The 15,725-nt window shown below is 56.8% G+C and carries 12 protein-coding genes and 1 tRNA gene; 5 read left to right on the top strand and 8 right to left on the bottom strand.

Annotated features, from left to right (window positions below; genetic code table 11):
- Positions 1-120: 120 nt before the first annotated feature.
- From J7413_RS20145 to rpmH, 3 genes are all read right to left on the bottom strand, one after another.
- On the bottom strand, positions 121-441 hold the full coding sequence (locus J7413_RS20145) for an antibiotic biosynthesis monooxygenase (RefSeq protein ID WP_209101737.1): 321 nt from the start codon (positions 439-441) through the stop codon (positions 121-123).
- 109 nt (positions 442-550) lie between these two features.
- Positions 551-1,024 (bottom strand): ribonuclease P protein component, encoded by a 474-nt coding sequence (rnpA, locus tag J7413_RS20140; protein ID WP_209101734.1) that lies wholly within the window; start codon positions 1,022-1,024, stop codon positions 551-553.
- Positions 1,025-1,049: 25 nt separating this feature from the next.
- Positions 1,050-1,184 (bottom strand): 50S ribosomal protein L34, encoded by a 135-nt coding sequence (gene rpmH, locus J7413_RS20135; RefSeq protein ID WP_005980833.1) that lies wholly within the window; start codon positions 1,182-1,184, stop codon positions 1,050-1,052.
- Between the two features lie 316 nt (positions 1,185-1,500).
- Between rpmH and J7413_RS20130 the strand changes: the two genes are divergently transcribed.
- From J7413_RS20130 to J7413_RS20115, 4 genes are all read left to right on the top strand, one after another.
- Entirely contained in the window at positions 1,501-2,244 is a 744-nt protein-coding gene (locus J7413_RS20130; protein ID WP_209101740.1) for a TVP38/TMEM64 family protein, read from the top strand.
- Positions 2,244-3,662 (top strand): FAD-dependent oxidoreductase, encoded by a 1,419-nt coding sequence (locus tag J7413_RS20125; protein ID WP_209101731.1) that lies wholly within the window; start codon positions 2,244-2,246, stop codon positions 3,660-3,662. Before J7413_RS20130 ends, J7413_RS20125 begins: the two co-directional genes overlap by 1 nt.
- Positions 3,663-3,681: 19 nt before the next feature.
- The gene (locus J7413_RS20120; RefSeq protein ID WP_209101729.1) at positions 3,682-5,070 is read left to right on the top strand and encodes a HAMP domain-containing sensor histidine kinase; all 1,389 of its coding nucleotides are present in this window, start codon (positions 3,682-3,684) and stop codon (positions 5,068-5,070) included.
- Between the two features lie 59 nt (positions 5,071-5,129).
- Positions 5,130-5,206, top strand: a tRNA-Arg gene (locus J7413_RS20115).
- A gap of 494 nt (positions 5,207-5,700) precedes the next feature.
- On the opposite strand, the gene J7413_RS20110 is transcribed toward J7413_RS20115, so the two are convergent.
- Positions 5,701-6,336, bottom strand: a complete 636-nt coding sequence (locus J7413_RS20110) for a TIR domain-containing protein (protein WP_209101726.1) — start codon at positions 6,334-6,336, stop codon at positions 5,701-5,703.
- Positions 6,337-6,793: 457 nt separating this feature from the next.
- Here J7413_RS20110 and J7413_RS20105 point away from each other — a divergent pair, with 457 nt between their 5' ends.
- Positions 6,794-9,691, top strand: coding sequence for a toll/interleukin-1 receptor domain-containing protein (locus J7413_RS20105; protein ID WP_209101723.1), 2,898 nt, complete (start codon positions 6,794-6,796; stop codon positions 9,689-9,691).
- 468 nt (positions 9,692-10,159) lie between these two features.
- Here J7413_RS20105 and J7413_RS20100 read toward each other — a convergent pair whose 3' ends face one another.
- From J7413_RS20100 to J7413_RS20085, 4 genes are all read right to left on the bottom strand, one after another.
- Positions 10,160-11,050 (bottom strand): hypothetical protein, encoded by an 891-nt coding sequence (locus tag J7413_RS20100; protein WP_209101721.1) that lies wholly within the window; start codon positions 11,048-11,050, stop codon positions 10,160-10,162.
- Entirely contained in the window at positions 11,047-12,261 is a 1,215-nt protein-coding gene (locus J7413_RS20095; RefSeq protein ID WP_209101719.1) for a toll/interleukin-1 receptor domain-containing protein, read from the bottom strand. Before J7413_RS20095 ends, J7413_RS20100 begins: the two co-directional genes overlap by 4 nt.
- A gap of 25 nt (positions 12,262-12,286) precedes the next feature.
- Complete coding sequence (locus tag J7413_RS20090; protein ID WP_209101717.1) at positions 12,287-14,938, bottom strand: patatin-like phospholipase family protein; 2,652 nt, start codon at positions 14,936-14,938, stop codon at positions 12,287-12,289.
- A 471-nt stretch (positions 14,939-15,409) separates the two neighbouring features.
- Positions 15,410-15,725, bottom strand: a 316-nt coding sequence (locus tag J7413_RS20085) for a hypothetical protein (protein WP_209101715.1), incomplete at its 5' end; no start/stop codon positions are given.

Below are 15,725 nucleotides of genomic sequence, written 5' to 3'. Positions count from 1 at the left end.
GATCGTAGGGGGTTGGGGGGGGCAGACAGCATGCGGAGCGCGCAGCCTGAGTGCCTCAAGCTGACGGTTGTTGGCGATGCGCAAGATTGTGCGGGGGGGGGGGCCGCGACTCGGTCTGGTTCAGACAGCGACCAGAACTGGGGTGCTGTCGCTGTTGGCGACAGGGGTCAGCTCTTTCACCAGAAGTTCAGAGACAATGCCGCGCAAGCTGGCAAAGGCAGCGGCGGCTTCGGTGCTGTTGATGTAGGCCTGATAGCATCCACGATTCGCCCAAACCTGATGAACGTGGAAATAATCGGGATCGTCCGCGCCCTGATAGACCGCATAGCGCAAAGCGCCTGGCATACATTGCACCCGTTTGGCCAGTTCCGAAATGGTTTCGCGAAAGGCGGAGGTGTCATCTGTGGTGACAACAAATGTAAGGAGAACGGTAACGGACATCGGGATCGCTGGATCTCTCTTAGCGGTATTCTGGGCGACGGCGCAACTTTGCGGTGCAAATGTTAACGATTGCCTAAAGGGGGCACGAGACCATGTGTGAGTGCAAAGATTATCGTGATTTCTGAGGCGTTGATGCCACATCTTTGCGGGGCTTGGCGGGCGCATGCAGTTTTTTGAGCGCCCACTTCAGATCGGCCTGTAGCGCCAGCATGTCGCGGGCCGCTGTCGCATCTTTGCGACCGATCAGCACATAATCCCAGCCCGGCTTGCCTGCGATTGGCAGCACGGCGCGCGCCACTTCGCGCATTCGGCGCTTGGCACGATTGCGGGCGACTGCATTGCCCACTTTTTTGGAGCAGGTGAAGCCGACGCGGATGATGTCATGGGAGGTGTCTTCAGACTCGCGACGCTTGCGCGCCTGAATCATCATCGCAGTCGTACCCTGTTTGCGGGCGCGGGATGCGGCCACAAAGTCGCTGCGTTTCTTGAGGATCAGCAAAGTATCCGGCGCGCAAACGGAAACCGCCGGAGACGTCTTCTCTTGGTTGGCAATGCCATCCGAGGAGGTCTCCGGCGGTGTCATTTCCGTCTGAACGGTGTCGGTGAGCTTACGCGCTCAGCGACTTACGACCGCGTGCGCGGCGTGCGTTCAGGATCTTGCGGCCAGCTTTGGTGGCCATGCGCGCACGGAAGCCGTGGCGGCGTTTACGAACCAGGTTCGAAGGTTGGTAGGTGCGTTTCATCGCTCCGTCTCCGTATCTTGTTAATCTGGGCAGTCGGCGAAAGATTCGCGATGCCTGTCTATTCGAAGCCCGGTCTTTAGACGGGCCTGTGTCATAAGTCAAACGCCTGATGGCGGTTTTGCGACAAAAACGCAAGGCTTATGGCCAAAGCGGGGCGAAGATTGTTTCAGAACCGCCCAAACGGGCCGATTTCATCACGAAACCGTGGGACTGCGATCAACCCGCTGTGAACCCCCTGTTGTTTAGAAGGTCTCTGTTTCATTTTGAAAGCAAGAAACGGAATTGACCAAAGGCAATGACCACGATGGCAGATGCAATGGAGCGCACAGGCGAGTCGCCGGGCGCGGCGGTGAAATCAAAATGGGCACGATTGGTGCCGCTGGCGGTGATTCTTGTTGCAGCGATGGGCGGGGCCTATGCGTTGGGGGATTACCTGAGTTTTGAGACGTTGCGCGACAACCGCGAGATGCTGATTGCCTATCGGGATCAACATTATTGGGCCGCCGTGGCGGTTTTCATGACCTTCTATGTGATTATCGCAGGTTTTTCACTGCCGGGAGCAACGATTGCCACGCTGACCGGCGGCTTTCTGTTTGGCACCTTTCCGGGGGTGCTTTTTAACGTGGGTGCGGCCACGATGGGGGCAACGGTGGTGTTTCTGGCGGCCAAGTTTGGGCTTGGGGAGCGGCTCGCGGCCAAGATGGACAGCTCTGAGGGCCGGATCAAAGCGCTGAAGGACGGGATTGATGAAAACCAGTGGACCATGCTGTTTCTGATCCGTCTGGTGCCGGTGGTGCCGTTTTTTGTGGCCAATCTGATCCCGGCTTTGGTGGGCGTGCGGTTGTGGCGCTACGTCGTGTCCACTTTCATTGGCATCATTCCGGGTGGTTTGGTTTACACCTCAGTGGGGGCCGGGCTTGGTGAGGTCTTTGCCCGTGGAGAGACACCGAATTTGGGCATCATCTTTGAGCCGCATGTGCTCCTCCCGATGCTGGGTCTGGCGGCGCTGTCGCTGCTGCCCGCGGTGATCAAGAAAATTCGGGGCCGGGAGACAGTATAATGCAAGAGATAACGACCGATGTGCTGGTCATTGGCGCCGGCTCCGGTGGGCTGTCTGTGGCTGCAGGAGCGGCGCAGATGGGCGCGGATGTGACCCTGCTTGAGGGCCATGAAATGGGTGGGGACTGCCTGAATTTCGGCTGTGTGCCCAGTAAGGCGCTGATCGCGAGCGGCAAGGCCGCGCATGGGCAGGCGCACAGCAGCATTTATGGTGTGGCCGATCAGGCGCCGCAGGTGGATTACGCCGCCGCCAAGGCGCATGTAAAAGACGTGATTGCGCAGATTGCGCCGATGGACAGTCAAGAGCGCTTTGAGGGCTTTGGGGTGCGGGTGATCCGTGCCTATGGCCGATTTGTCAGCCCCAAGGTGGTAGAGGCTGGCGATCATCGCATCACCGCGCGCCGGGTGGTGATTGCCACGGGCTCCAGCCCGCTGGTGCCGCCGATTCCAGGGCTGGACGGGGTGCCTTATCTGACCAATGAGACTCTGTTTGATCTGACCGAGACGCCAGAGCATCTGCTGATCATTGGCGGCGGGCCGATTGGCATGGAGATGGCGCAGGCGCATCAGCGGCTGGGCATTCAGGTCACGGTGATCGAGGGTGCGAAGGCGCTTGGCCGGGATGACCCGGAGATGGCGGCGATTGTGCTGGATAATCTGCGTGCAGAAGGCGTGGAGATTGCCGAAGACGCGCTGGCCAAGCAGATCAGCGGGCAGGCGGGGGCCATCACTGTGGAGACGCAGGATGGGCGCAGCTTTACCGGCTCGCATTTGCTGGTCGCGGTGGGGCGCAAGGCCAATGTGGATCGGCTGAACCTTGCTGCGGCAGGAATTGAGACAACAAAGACCGGCATCAAAGTGGATGCGAGCCTGAAAACCACCAATCGCAAGGTCTATGCGATTGGCGATGTGGCGGGCGGTGCGCAGTTCACCCATGTGGCCGGGTATCATGCGGGGGTGATCATTCGCTCGGCTTTGTTTGGCCTGCCAGCAAAGGCGCGCACGGATCACATCCCTTATGCGACCTACACCGACCCGGAACTGGCGCAGATCGGCCCGACCGAGGCAGAGGCGCGCGCGCTTTATGGTGACAAGCTGACAGTGGCGCGGTTTGACATCGCCCACAACGACCGCCTGATTGCGGATCGCAAGGCCAAAGGGTTGATCAAAGCCATGGTGGTGAAAGGGCGGCCTGTCGGCGTGTCCATCGCCGGACCGCAGGCGGGAGAGTTGATCAACCTGTGGGCGTTAGTGATTGCCAACAAACTGAAAATGAGCGCCGTCGCCGGCATGATTTCGCCGTATCCGACGGTGGGTGAGGTGAATAAACGTGTTGCAGGGGCCTATTTCTCGCCGCAACTGTTTGATAATCCAAAGGTCAAACGGGTGGTCGGTTTTGTGCAACGCTGGCTGCCATAGACAAAGGTGGGCGCGCAGAATGCTCAATTCGCTCTCAGGTCGGTTCCTGATCCTCACGGTCATTTTTGTGATGTTGGCCGAGGTGCTGATCTTTGTGCCCTCGGTTGCGCGCTATCGCGAGGACTATCTGCTGTTGCGGCTGGAGCGGGCGCAGATTGCCTCGCTCGCGCTTCTCGCCGATGACATGATCGACATGGATCTGGAAGACGAGCTGCTGAAAAACGCGGGCGTCTATAACGTGGTTCTGCGGCGCGATGAAATGCGGCAGTTGATCCTGAACTCTCCGATCCCTGAACCGATCAGCGACACTTATGACATGCGCGGGGCCACGGCGGGTGTGTTGATCAAAGATGCGATGATCCAGCTGCTGGACCGCAGCGACCGGGTGATCCGGGTGATTGGCGCGCCTGTGCAGGATGCGGGGCTGCTGATTGAGGTCACGATGGATACGCAGGATCTGCGGGCCGCTATGATCGACTATGGGCTGCGGGTTTTGGCGCTGTCTGCGGTGATTTCCGTGGTCACAGCGTTTCTGCTGTTCCTTGCGGTGCGCGCCATTCTGGTGCGTCCGATTGAGGGCGTTGTGCGCTATATGCAGACCTATGCTGCGGCGCCTGAAGACGCACGCAGCGTGATCACACCGAAATCAAGTGTGGCCGAGCTGCGGGAGGCGGAAGAGGCGCTGTTGACCCTGCAGACCGAGCTGACATCGGCCTTGCGGCAAAAAGAGCGACTGGCGCAGCTTGGCGGCGCAGTGGCGAAGGTCAGTCATGATTTGCGCAATATCCTGACCTCAGCGCAGCTGTTCACGGATCGTATCGAGAGCAGCGAGGATCCGCTTGTGGCGCGGCTCGCCCCGAAGCTGGTGAATTCGATCACTCGCGCCGTGCATCTCTGTGAAAGCACATTGGCGTTTGGCAAGGCCGAAGAGCCCGCGCCGACCCTGTCGCGGTTTGATCCGGCAGAGCTGGTGTCAGATGTGGTGGCCAGCGAGCGGCTGGCGATTGGCGAATACGACCTGAGCTTTGCCGAAGACATGCCCTCCGGCTTGATGGTGCGCGCAGATGCAGAGCAGCTGTACCGTGTGATTTCCAACCTTGTGCGCAATGCCCGCCAAGCCATTGTGGCCAGTGGTCAGCCGGGCGAGATTGCGATTTCTGCCAGCGAGGCCGATGACAGTTGGGTGATTTGTGTGCGGGACACAGGCCCCGGTTTGCCCGCCAAAGCCCAGGAGCATCTGTTCACTCCGTTTCAGGGAGGGATTCGCAAAGGCGGCACCGGCTTGGGGCTTGCGATTTCAGCGGAGTTGATCCGGGGCCACGGCGGGGCGCTGGTGCTGGCGGAGACTGGATCTGCTGGAACCACCTTTAAAATAACGCTGCCAAAGGGTGAGTTGGGGCTTATCTGACTTTTCTGTCTTTTTGCGCTTGCGCTTCTGCGCTGTAGCGCCTAAATCCCCCTCACCGCGCTCTGGTAGCTCAGCTGGATAGAGTACTTGACTACGAATCAAGGGGTCGGGGGTTCGAATCCTCCCCAGAGCGCCATTTCCAACTTGTTGAACGTCACACCAACCTGACCCAACCGTCATAGTGCGACCAGATCTACATCGAATGTTCGGCTCTGTAACGCGCTCGATGAAGTGCGCGTCTATCAACAAACACAGATCCTGAACGGTAGATCAGTTGCCGGAACTAAAAATGAGTTCCAACTTTTCTTGGGGGCGGAAGTGGTTCGCCGTGACTTTCGGCCCAGAGCTGCCCTTGATCAGGGTCTCCGTCGCCGCAGTGCAGCTTATCTAGAGCGGCCATTCGCAATCAAGTGAAGAAGTGTAAACCAACCGATGCCCCGCGCGCCTGCGTGGGCGGCACCAGATTGCTCCGAGGAGGCTGGCACGGAACGCGACACCAGAGCCCCTGTTTCGGGGCGTCGGCCGGATGGCTGGCGGATTTCAGGATTAGAAACCTGCCAGCCGGGTTAGAGCGGAGCGAAGACCCGGCTGACTACTAGCTCACTCACCACCCCATCAGCGTCAAACAGATCATACGAAACTGAAGTCGGGAGAAGGATTATAATTTTTTCGGCGCATTGGCAGGGATAGATCGTAGTTGTTGCTACGACCGGCTATAGCAGTTGCATCAATTAGAAACTTCAGGTTTTCAGGTTGGTTTTCGATACGAGACCAAGGCACTACCGACATTGCAACTTCAGATTCTAAGAGGTTGTCGATTATCCGCTCCGGTAAATCTGGGTAGGTCGTTTCAAACTTAGATTTCGTCTCAAAATTTGTCCAGCCGCCAGTGTAATCCCAATAAATCGCATCTTTTTCACCAGGCAAACCTGCGTGCCATGACGTACAGGAAGTTGAAGGCAAATCAATCACCAGAATCCCGGACTTCTTGTTGACCGAGCCATCGATCATCGAAGACTTCAGCTCCCAGTCGATGTGCTTACGAAACCGGGTCTCTGTGCCGCAGAGCAAAATGGTAACACTTGTGTCCCGGAGGTATTCATCGCGGATGATACGTCGGATAGCCTCGCTGGACAGGCTGTCGTCGATCTCCCCCACTTCGACCGATCCGTCTTCAAATGAGCCATAGTGTTCAGCGAGATATGCTAAATGCTCCCGATAACTCTGATCATTTTTGTGGTGATAGCTAACAAAGGCCTTGGTCAAAATTCTTCTCCTATAGGCAATCCGCCATTCAATTTGATTTGGGGTCGTGCAGGTGAGTTACAAGATATAGTGGGTCATTTAGACGGTACTGCTATGAAATGCTGCTCACCATACATTTGCGCAAAGCATTACACTCCTTGGAAGTTAATGCTGAAAGTCTGTTGAGGCTAATCGGTTTGGATTGGACCGTAGCCGGATACAGCACTCTGTACGGCCGCTAGAAGTCTCTAAATGTGAGCCTACTCAACTGCAGCCGCAGCGTCTCGTCGAACATGTCCATCGATAGTACCGTCATCAAAGCTAAGTGTGAAGGGCAAGTCGGTTTTGAGGAAGCGTAAGCCCGAACTTCACCCAATTTACGCGATAAAGACCCTCATATTGCAGGGCGCTGGTATCGGGTTTGACGGTTGGCATTTTTTGCCACATGATCCAATCTCTGCCACAGTTTAGGTGAATTTTGCGATTTTTTTCCAACCTCAAGTCCATTCTAACATTTCCCCAACGACTGTATGATCTGCTTTTTGCCTATGACATATTTATTTCTTACGCTCACAAGGATGGCTTGGCCTATGCCGCCGAGTTGGACAGGGCGTTGGGGCAAACCTTTACAACCCATCTAGACACTCGTGATTTTCTAGCTGGGCAGAATCTAAGCCTTTTGACCCGAGTTCGAGTTCGACGCTCGGGGTTGTTAATTGTGGTCGCGCGACCCGCAGCACTGCAGAGTTCATCATGGGTGTTACAGGAAGTGCGGGAATTCGCGGCCACTGGGCGTGAGCCAATCTTTGTCGATGTAGATGGCGCTGTGGGGGCAGCGCTTGACGCGCCTCGATCCGACCGGTTGTCAGGCTGGTTGAAAACTCGGCAGAATCTGTCAGAGCAGGGCCAGGACCCGGTGCTTAAGATCCGCGACATTGCGCGCGACATTGGCCAAGGGCATTTGCCAGATGCCAAAGTCGTCCGTTCCATCGCCGGGCGATTTCGGGGCGATCGAGTCGAGACACGACGCCTGCGTATCATCACTGCTACCATGATCGGCTTGGTCGTCTTAACTGGGGCCGCGGTGCTGGCTGCCAAATCTGCAAATGACGCCGCGTTGCGCGCCAGGGCCGAAGCGCTAGTAGCTGAGGCACTGCTTGCGTCGGCCGGGCCGTTCCAATCCGACGGCAATCTGGTGGATGCGCTCGACCGTTCGGTGCGTGCGTTGCAGCTTGCTCCCAGCTCAGGTGTCTTATCCGTCGCCTCGCGGGTTGAAACACGGATGCCCGGCGGCACGGTTTACGCGCCGCAGCTCTTTGGTGATATTCGCGATCTGGCAATCAGCCAAGGGTTGGTCCTTGCGCTGGAGAGCAATAGGGTCCATGGGCTAAATGCCTCGGATCTTCGGCTTGTTCACAGTTGGGGGGAAGAAACGATCGGTGCGACGATCGGGCAGGCTCTATTACCCGGTTCGGACGGGTTCACCGCCATTTCAATGCGCCGGTCGGCGCAGGTGGAAAACGGGGTCGTTACGCCGATTACTGTGGGCGGACATAGTCCGGCGGCCCGACCCGGTGGCGGGTTTGCCGTAATTAGCAGCTGGACTGATGCGATCACTCTGGTCTCGGCGGCGGGCGAGGTGTCCGAACTTCCCTGCCAACATTCCGGCATGTTTGTAATCTGGATAGGTTTCTTGGATCGCAACCGGCTTGCCCTGGCTGGAAGCGTAAACGGACAAGGTCAGCTAAAGGTTCTGGACCTGGACAATTGTACAATACAGATCACGCCACTTTTAGTGCAACCGCTTCAAGGTGTGGTGCTGCGCGAATTACGAAAGATTGCTCTGATGGGATCGCAATCCCTACAGGTGCTTGATGATCCGGTTGGAGAAGCGCTGCGCCCGGGGCCTGAACTCAGCCTTTTGAACCCTTCAGCTTTGACTGGAATCAAAGGCGATAGCCCGGGCTTTGCGGTGGGCAGTCAGGACGGAACGGTAACACTGTTTCAGATCTCCCCGACTGGGCGTGTCCTGCAAAGTCAATCCGTAGAGAAGTTGTTGCCCGGGATGGTGACTGCGCTGGTTCATGACCCAGAAAGCAATTTTCTGACCTTAGGCGGGCGGATTGGTTTCTTCTCTGGTGCGCGCCATGCGGCACTGGTTTCTGTGCCACTGGAAAGCGCACAGGGCACAGGCCTGCGGATGCGTCCGGCCCGTCCTATGACAACTCAACACAGGTTTGATCTGCCTGAACGTCCAACGGTTTTTGCAAGCACGCCCAACGGAGTTGTCCACGCTTCGCCGACTGGACCGGTCCAATGGAGACGGAAGGAGGGCAATCTGAGCTTTTCCGAAACACGAATAGCGGCGGTAAAACGCGGCAAGGACCCGGGGCAGATCGTCGCTGTCGCCGGCTTTGGGGATACACTGTATGTTGCCGTAAACTATGAAAGCAATGCTGTTGTGCGGGGCTATGACCTTTCCGGTCAGCAGGTTTTGCGGCATGAAACGCCATGGCGAATTGACAGTATCGCCGGAATGGGCACGACGGTCTTGGCACTACGGGAACGGCCCAAGGGATATTTCAATTTTGGATCGGATCCAGAGGTCGTGGCGCTAACACCAGGCAAGGATCCCAAGGCTTTTCCGGTGAAAGGTCTTAACTCCGCGCAGGGGCGGCCTCATATTAGCATCGATCCCACTGGGCGTAGCTTAGTCTTTGCCCGCTTTGATGGAGCCGAATTCCGCAAGGTGGCATCATATGACCAGCCCGAGGGATGTGTGGTGCAGCCAGAAGGCCCCCAGGCTCAGGTTAATACACTCGCAGCTGTGGCGTTTGCCCCGGATGGAGAGCGGGTCGTGCTAGGCACTCACGACGGGATGTTATCAATCTGGCAGCGCGACAAAACTTGTTGGGTGCTTGCTAAACGTCTGGAAACTGCGCCCGGGCGCATGATCCCGACACTAGCATTTGACGGCACGACGGTGATCGGTCGGACGCTGTCAAACCCGCCTTTACTCCGCCGCTGGGATGCGCTTAGCGGAGAAGAAATCGGGGCCGGGTATCAACTGGACACGCGGGCGCTGGCAATTTTGCCCGAGCCGCCTTTGGGTTGGTTGGAAAGGTTTCTGAACGAAGTCGAACAAAGATTGGAACGAATGTTCAATCTTGGTAACTTTCGAGGTCTAGAACGAACAGGCGCTGCTTTGCCCGATCTGAAAATCCTCTACGTTACCCCGCAGGAAACGGGCCAGTTGGATTTGTCCCTCTCAGCTTTGCGTGCGCGGCTGTGCATGGCTTTGGACAATTCGCTTGAGAGCGGGCTGATCGCTGGCGCATCCCCTGATCACCCTTGCCTACAAAACCCCAGGCCATGAGGCCGCAGACATGATAGGAGCATCGGCGGCATGACGATTTGGAGAAGAGTTTCGCAAAGCCTGAACAGCTGTATGGTCCGGTTTCGATCCCGTGGTCGGGTGTTCTGGTCCTTTGCAGGTACAGATCGTTAAATTGTCTGCACACAGCAACCGCGCTTAGAAAACAGGGGTTTCAGGTTTCATTGACTAGGATGATTTGCCTGCCGGGAGCTATTTCAACGCACGGATTTCGGCGGGACTGACGCGGGCTGATGCGGTCGTCTTATTGATTTCGCCAGCCTTTCTGACGGACAGGAGCTATGTTCTGGCCAAGCCTGGGTGAGTCGAAGCCAAATGGCCTGCCCCGAAGGTCGGGCATTATTGTCCGGATTGCAGAAATGAAGAGCCACGATTGTGCGTCGTACGGCACGTGCTGCCCGGCCGTGTAGCAGCACTGCAGGCTCAGACAAGCTAAAGACACAGAACTTGTTAAAATTGCGCCGCTTGCGCGTGTTGATCGGGGGGCTCCCGTGTGGAGCGCCCCAGCCCGACCAAAACCCAGCCGATAACTTGGGAAATTTGGGTCGCGGCGAATAATTGGCGGTTTTCGTCGGGGGTTAGGAAATTGGCTTGGCTCAGTTTTTCAATGCCCCAGTCGGCGATGGCATTAGGGTCGACCTGCAACTCTACACCCGCCAGGCTTGGGTGCTTCTGAATGTCTGGGGCAAAGACCTGTGGGCGGTCCGGGGCGTTGCCTTGCAGTTGCTCGATGAACTGCTCAGCCGCGCCACCAAAGATCGCGCTGATGAACAGTGGCTGTCCGGCTAGCATGGCCAAATATGCCTCTTCGACGATGCCTGCTGCTGCGCCTCCATAGCCCGAGGCTTTACCGCCCAGGCAAATCCGCGCATGGCAATCCTGTGTCATCACTTGCCGCATATTACTCAGACTGCGGGCATTCCAGACCACCCCGCGGGATGATGAGGACCGCGGCGTGGCTTTGGGCGCTTCAGATGGCTTGACTACGTTCACCCGAATGATGTTGGCAAAACGTTTAGCCCGGATCGAATTCAGCCCACTTTGACGCGGCCAGGGTACGTAGTTGGTCACAGGTGCGGGGTTTGATACCTTGGCCGAAATAGACAGCCCACTGTGCCGGATTGCAAAGTCGAAAATATCGTCCATCACGCCACCAGGTCGCCAGTCATGACCAAAGACTACGCGCCCGCCTTGGGCTAGGATCGCCTGAACCAGATCCCGCACCGCATGGTTTACGGTCACGGAATCAATGCCCAAAGCGTCCAGCTGGTCACTTTCGGAAATCGAAATGCCCACGGCCATCCCGGCCAAAACGCGTTGATCTGTCAGATGCGAGATCATGGCTTAAGGTATCCTTTAACGATCATGCTGTCCAAGGTTTCGATCCTCAGATTTTGATCCATGCTTTGAGCAAAGACCTTGGCCGCAGCCCATTCCGCATCGGACATGGCGTCTTCGGGAACAAGGACAAAGCCGGGTGACGTCGCCGAAGTGCCTGAAGCCCCTAAGCCCGCGATCAGGTCTGCGCAGGCAGTGTGCAAGGCCAGCATCGACGGGCGGCGGACCAGAATGCGTGTTCGATTGGGGTCCAATTTGCGTGTGTCAAAGAAATGCTGAACCTGCCGCAGGAACATCCGCGCCGTCAGCGCGATACTGCTGCCCGCAAACAGGATGCGATAGAAATTGCCATCATTGATGCGCACGGTTGGAATGCCATCCAGCGCAAGTTTGCTGGGCGGAAGGTTTAATCCGTTGCGCAGATCCACCACCAGCATCGGCGTAGCATATTGTTCGGCCCAATGGGTTTCCTGTTTGCACCAATCCCGCGTTTCATACAGGTCCGATCGCAGCGCCAACAGTACGGAATCGCGCACGCCCTCTTCCAACACGCGTTGCCAGTCCGAGCCCTCTTCTATGTCTTTGGCGTCGTAGAAGTCACGAAAGCCGGGTAGCTTGTTGATCAGGTCCGATAGGACCTTTGCCATGGGTTGACCATCCAGCTTGGCGTGGCTGACAAAGAATCGCAGTTGATCCTGGATCATGGGTGAGCCGCGCGAGACGATCTGAGCCGCGTGTTTCAGTGCGATCAGCGCCAATTTGGCGGGGCGAATGGCTTCATCCTTACTCAGCTTTTCGTAATTCAGGGCCTGAAACCGTTGCATCCTACTCCCTTGCTTGCGCAAATTCTTGGCTGAACCGTCCAGATCCACGATCAGCAACCGGTGGGCTCGATTCGGCTGGATCGATGGAAGATCGCTTTCCAAAACCTGCCCCGCGATGTCGTCCAGCCAGTTTGCGAAATCTGTGTCTTTGGTCAGCCTCTGGGTGGCGAACACGATCACCAGCCCGTGCAGCGCTTGATTCAGATATGATCGTGCGCCCACCTTGGGGCGGGCATCACGCTCTCGCACTTCGACGTTCAGCCCGATTGCGCCGTCCAGATAGGCGCGTGAGCGTCCCCGAAAGCAGTCTTCCAGCCCATTGGCCAGATTCTTGGCCAATGGGTTGGACTTGTCCAGACACAGGGTCACCTGTAGGGGCGTGGGCAGCATTTTCGGGCTCCGAATTCAGGGTGGCTTAGCGTGCCGGGCGTTCATTTGGTGGGGTTGGGGGAATGCTGTCATACAGCCGTGTCAGCCAATCGCGAATGCTGTCAGGCTGACCTTGATCGCCTATCAGAACCGGATCCAGCAGGCTTTCTGCGGAATGCACACCCAGAAGGCGATAGGCTTCAAATTGGTGTTCGTCAAAGAACTGATCGGCGGTGGATTGGTTCGGAAAGTTCGGGTTAGCCCGGCGATAAGCTTGGATCAGTTGCTCTTCGTTTCCTGTCAGAGTGGTCTTGATATACAGCATCACACCTTTGTGAGTGGTCCCATTTGGCCCTTTATACAGGATATCACACAAGATTCCGTGGGCCGGTGACAAACCGGTTTTGCTGTTTGGACGCAGCTGATCCACGGCTGGGTGGATTTCGATCCCGAGATCGATCCGCGCGTGCCGGGTCAGGGTCAGCAACGTGTCAAACTTGCCCTCTGCATCGGCGCTGGCATCCACGGCTACGATGAACCGACACTGTCTGCGTAACAGTTCGTAGACCCCCGAATTTTCCAGATGAGCCCCGTCTGTCAGCATCATCCAGGCGTGTTTTTCGGTCATCCATTTGGCAAACATTTCGCGCAGTAGCACAACAGCTCCCGGCGCGTGCCCAGGCACATAGTCGGATTTCTCTGGGTGGCGGATCCAGAACCCCAGACGGATGTTCAGAAAGGACAGCAGCGCCCGCGCCGATGGGATGTTCAACAGCGCCATTTGCGGTGCCACAGCCGCGCCCGAGGTCGCAACAGCCGTGGCCAGATCCACCGGTTTGCGGGCGGCGATCCAGCTGTTGGTTTTGGCATAGCCGGTCACGGGAGAGCCGCAGTAATGCTTTGAAAACAGAAAGAAATCGCCCTTACGTTCATGTAACTGCGGCAGGTCGCAATTGGGCAGATTGACCACGGCGTTCATTAGCAGATAGGGTGCCTTGCCCGTGGGGTCCAGCTGATCGATGGAGATATTGTTGCGATCTTCTGGCTGAGGCTGATCGGGTCGCGCTGTAGGGGGTGGTAGCCGAACAAAGGTCTTGCCCAGGCTGTCACGATAAAACCAGTGTGGGCTGCTCCAATTGATATCGACCCGGAAAAAGGCCGTAAAAGTTATTGCGATCGTACCAGTGAACACAAGATCCAGCGCTGAAATCTCGGAACCGAGAAGCGGTAGCCAGGTCACATGTGCATTGGTCCACGGCAGCGTGAAATTCACATTCAGGACTGGATCAGCTTGACCCGCGAAGCTGTAAAGCCAAAATCCCAGACAAACCCCGATTGCCGGGATCGCAATTGCGGCCAGCACTAGAACCGCGATATTGCCCAGCCGTCGCACCCAGGGTTGCGCCAACATGGGCAAGGTTCGAGTCAATGCGGGCAGGGTTGCCGCCACCAGTGCGACGATCCCGTAAGGCATTCGGTCGGAGTTGTTGAAATAAACTAGATACATATCCAGGTACAGCCAGCGTAGGATTGCGGCTGTGGTAAGCCCTACGGCCAGAAGCCAGAAAAGCCACATTAAAAATGTACGGGCTTTGATCCATTTGCGTCGCGTCCAAGCATAGGTAATCAGTGCCAGCAGCGCCGAGCCAAGCGCGATCCAATGGGCGTTGGTCCACAGGCGCTCCATTACAGCGGCGCTTAAATCCCAATGCACGTTCAACAGATACAGTGCCAGAGTCAGCAGCGAAACCACAGCGGCTGGCACGGTCCATTGCAGGATCATCCCGGTCAGCAATCCAATCGCACGTGGCAGGGTCTGAGACAAGTTTCCGGTATCCAGATAGGCCGCCTTGCGCCGCAGATACTGGATCGCAGGCGTGTCGGGCCCACGCGGAGCGGCCACATCGCTTTCGCAGCCATCTACCATCCGACGGGTCAAAAAGGCAGCTGTATAGCCTCCGCCCGATACCGAAGAAAACAGATCGAACTGTCCCAGTAATCGGTGCTGTGCCAGGACTTGTGCCACACCCAGGCAGAAACTGGCGGACCGGATACCGCCTCCGGAAAAGGCCATCCCGGTAGCGTCACAGATCGGTCCGGTGTTTGGCTTCGGGGTACGTTGATCGCGTCGTTTGCGGATTTCTTTAGCTTCTTCATCATTGATCCCGGCGCGGTTGTCCGGATCGATCAGCCCTGCATTCTGACCACCGGTGCCACAGTTGTCCGGAATGCCAAAGGGAAGATGGCCAGGGAACGGGTCCTTTTCCTCTAACGTTACGGGCAGGCCGACCCAGGGGCTGCCATAGGCCATGACATACAGCGTCTTTTCCAATAGCTGCATTTTAGCCTGCACCTGGGTCAGGTCCTGGTGAAAGGCAACGGCTCCGTCGCGAGTGTTCAGTTCGCCCTGCTCAGCGCGGATATGCCATTTGCCGGTCATCGGGCGCAGATCCCGGTTCAAGACCAGCGTCACCGTGTCGGCAAATTCTTGGCAACCGGGATATTCCTTGGTCGCCTTGCGGGCCAAGTCGAACAGGTCCTTGAGGCTTTTCAAAGCGGTGCGCAGATCGCCATGCTGAAAGGGCAGAGGTTGAGTTGCTATTCGGGTTCTAAGTTCGGATAGGAACGCATGTGCGGCTCGGGCGTCGGCTGTTTTCGGGTCCCAAGGTTTGGGCTTGTATGGGGTGTCTCCGTTCATGAAAGGCCTTTCCCGGGGTTCAAACGATCCCGAACCGTGCAGCCCAAAGGGGCAAGAAATCTCTTTTGTGGTCAACCAATGGGCGCATCTTATCGAACAGCAGCCACGCATCAAGTGCGGGTGTCTTTACCCCCTAATAAACGATCAGGAACCTGAGCGAGGTCTGGCCGTCGTCGAGCCTTTTTGAGAGTAATTAATCGGGCGCAAACCAACGTGTGACTACTAAGTGGCGCCTCCGCCAGCACTGCTATCCGAAGAGAAGTCCGGTGATGCTACGGGCCGCAGCTTGGCAGCATGAGCCGTTGTAATAGTTGGCTTGTGCGGCGGCTCGAGCCCACACTGGACCTTAGGCTGCAGCTACAAAACTCGGTCAAGGCGAAGAGATGCGTTGCTATTGAATGGCTGCTCCAAGAAGTATCCAAAATTCGATTTGGCTTACGCAGGACACTGCGCAGCTTTGCCCTTGTGTCGTCACTTTTCTTGGCATCCCCAGGCAACTTGAAATTGAATATGAATCTCATATGCACGTAAAGCAGATGCGTAGCCAGCGAAAATTCTGACAATTCGGAAAAACAACGCGGCCTTCGCATGCTCGGTGAGACGTAAGGCTGAATGTCTCCTTCTAACGTGATACCTCAGCAATTCGCATGCGCAGCGAATTTCCGCTTCCCGCCGATTCTGTTGAAAAACAACGTGTTGCTGATGCAGAAATTGATGAGCTGAACCGAGCGCGAGCGCCTTTCTGGTCAGGCTTTGCGCGTTTGCTGCGGCGCAGGAAAGATCTTGG

Origin of the sequence: Shimia sp. R10_1, from assembly GCF_017744095.1 — a bacterium.
In the GTDB taxonomy this organism is placed as follows: Bacteria; Pseudomonadota; Alphaproteobacteria; order Rhodobacterales; family Rhodobacteraceae; genus Shimia.
This window is presented reverse-complemented; position numbering and strand designations above follow the sequence as displayed.

Excerpts from the sequence above, each read along its gene's own strand:
- J7413_RS20145 (WP_209101737.1), bottom strand. The coding sequence starts at position 441 with ATGTCCGTTACCGTTCTCCTTACATTTGTTGTCACCACAGATGACACC.
- rnpA (WP_209101734.1), bottom strand. The coding sequence starts at position 1,024 with ATGACACCGCCGGAGACCTCCTCGGATGGCATTGCCAACCAAGAGAAG.
- J7413_RS20095 (WP_209101719.1), bottom strand. The coding sequence starts at position 12,261 with ATGCTGCCCACGCCCCTACAGGTGACCCTGTGTCTGGACAAGTCCAAC.
- J7413_RS20120 (WP_209101729.1), top strand. The coding sequence starts at position 3,682 with ATGCTCAATTCGCTCTCAGGTCGGTTCCTGATCCTCACGGTCATTTTT.
- J7413_RS20130 (WP_209101740.1), top strand. The coding sequence starts at position 1,501 with ATGGAGCGCACAGGCGAGTCGCCGGGCGCGGCGGTGAAATCAAAATGG.
- J7413_RS20100 (WP_209101721.1), bottom strand. The coding sequence starts at position 11,050 with ATGATCTCGCATCTGACAGATCAACGCGTTTTGGCCGGGATGGCCGTG.
- rpmH (WP_005980833.1), bottom strand. The coding sequence starts at position 1,184 with ATGAAACGCACCTACCAACCTTCGAACCTGGTTCGTAAACGCCGCCAC.
- J7413_RS20125 (WP_209101731.1), top strand. The coding sequence starts at position 2,244 with ATGCAAGAGATAACGACCGATGTGCTGGTCATTGGCGCCGGCTCCGGT.
- J7413_RS20090 (WP_209101717.1), bottom strand. The coding sequence starts at position 14,938 with ATGAACGGAGACACCCCATACAAGCCCAAACCTTGGGACCCGAAAACA.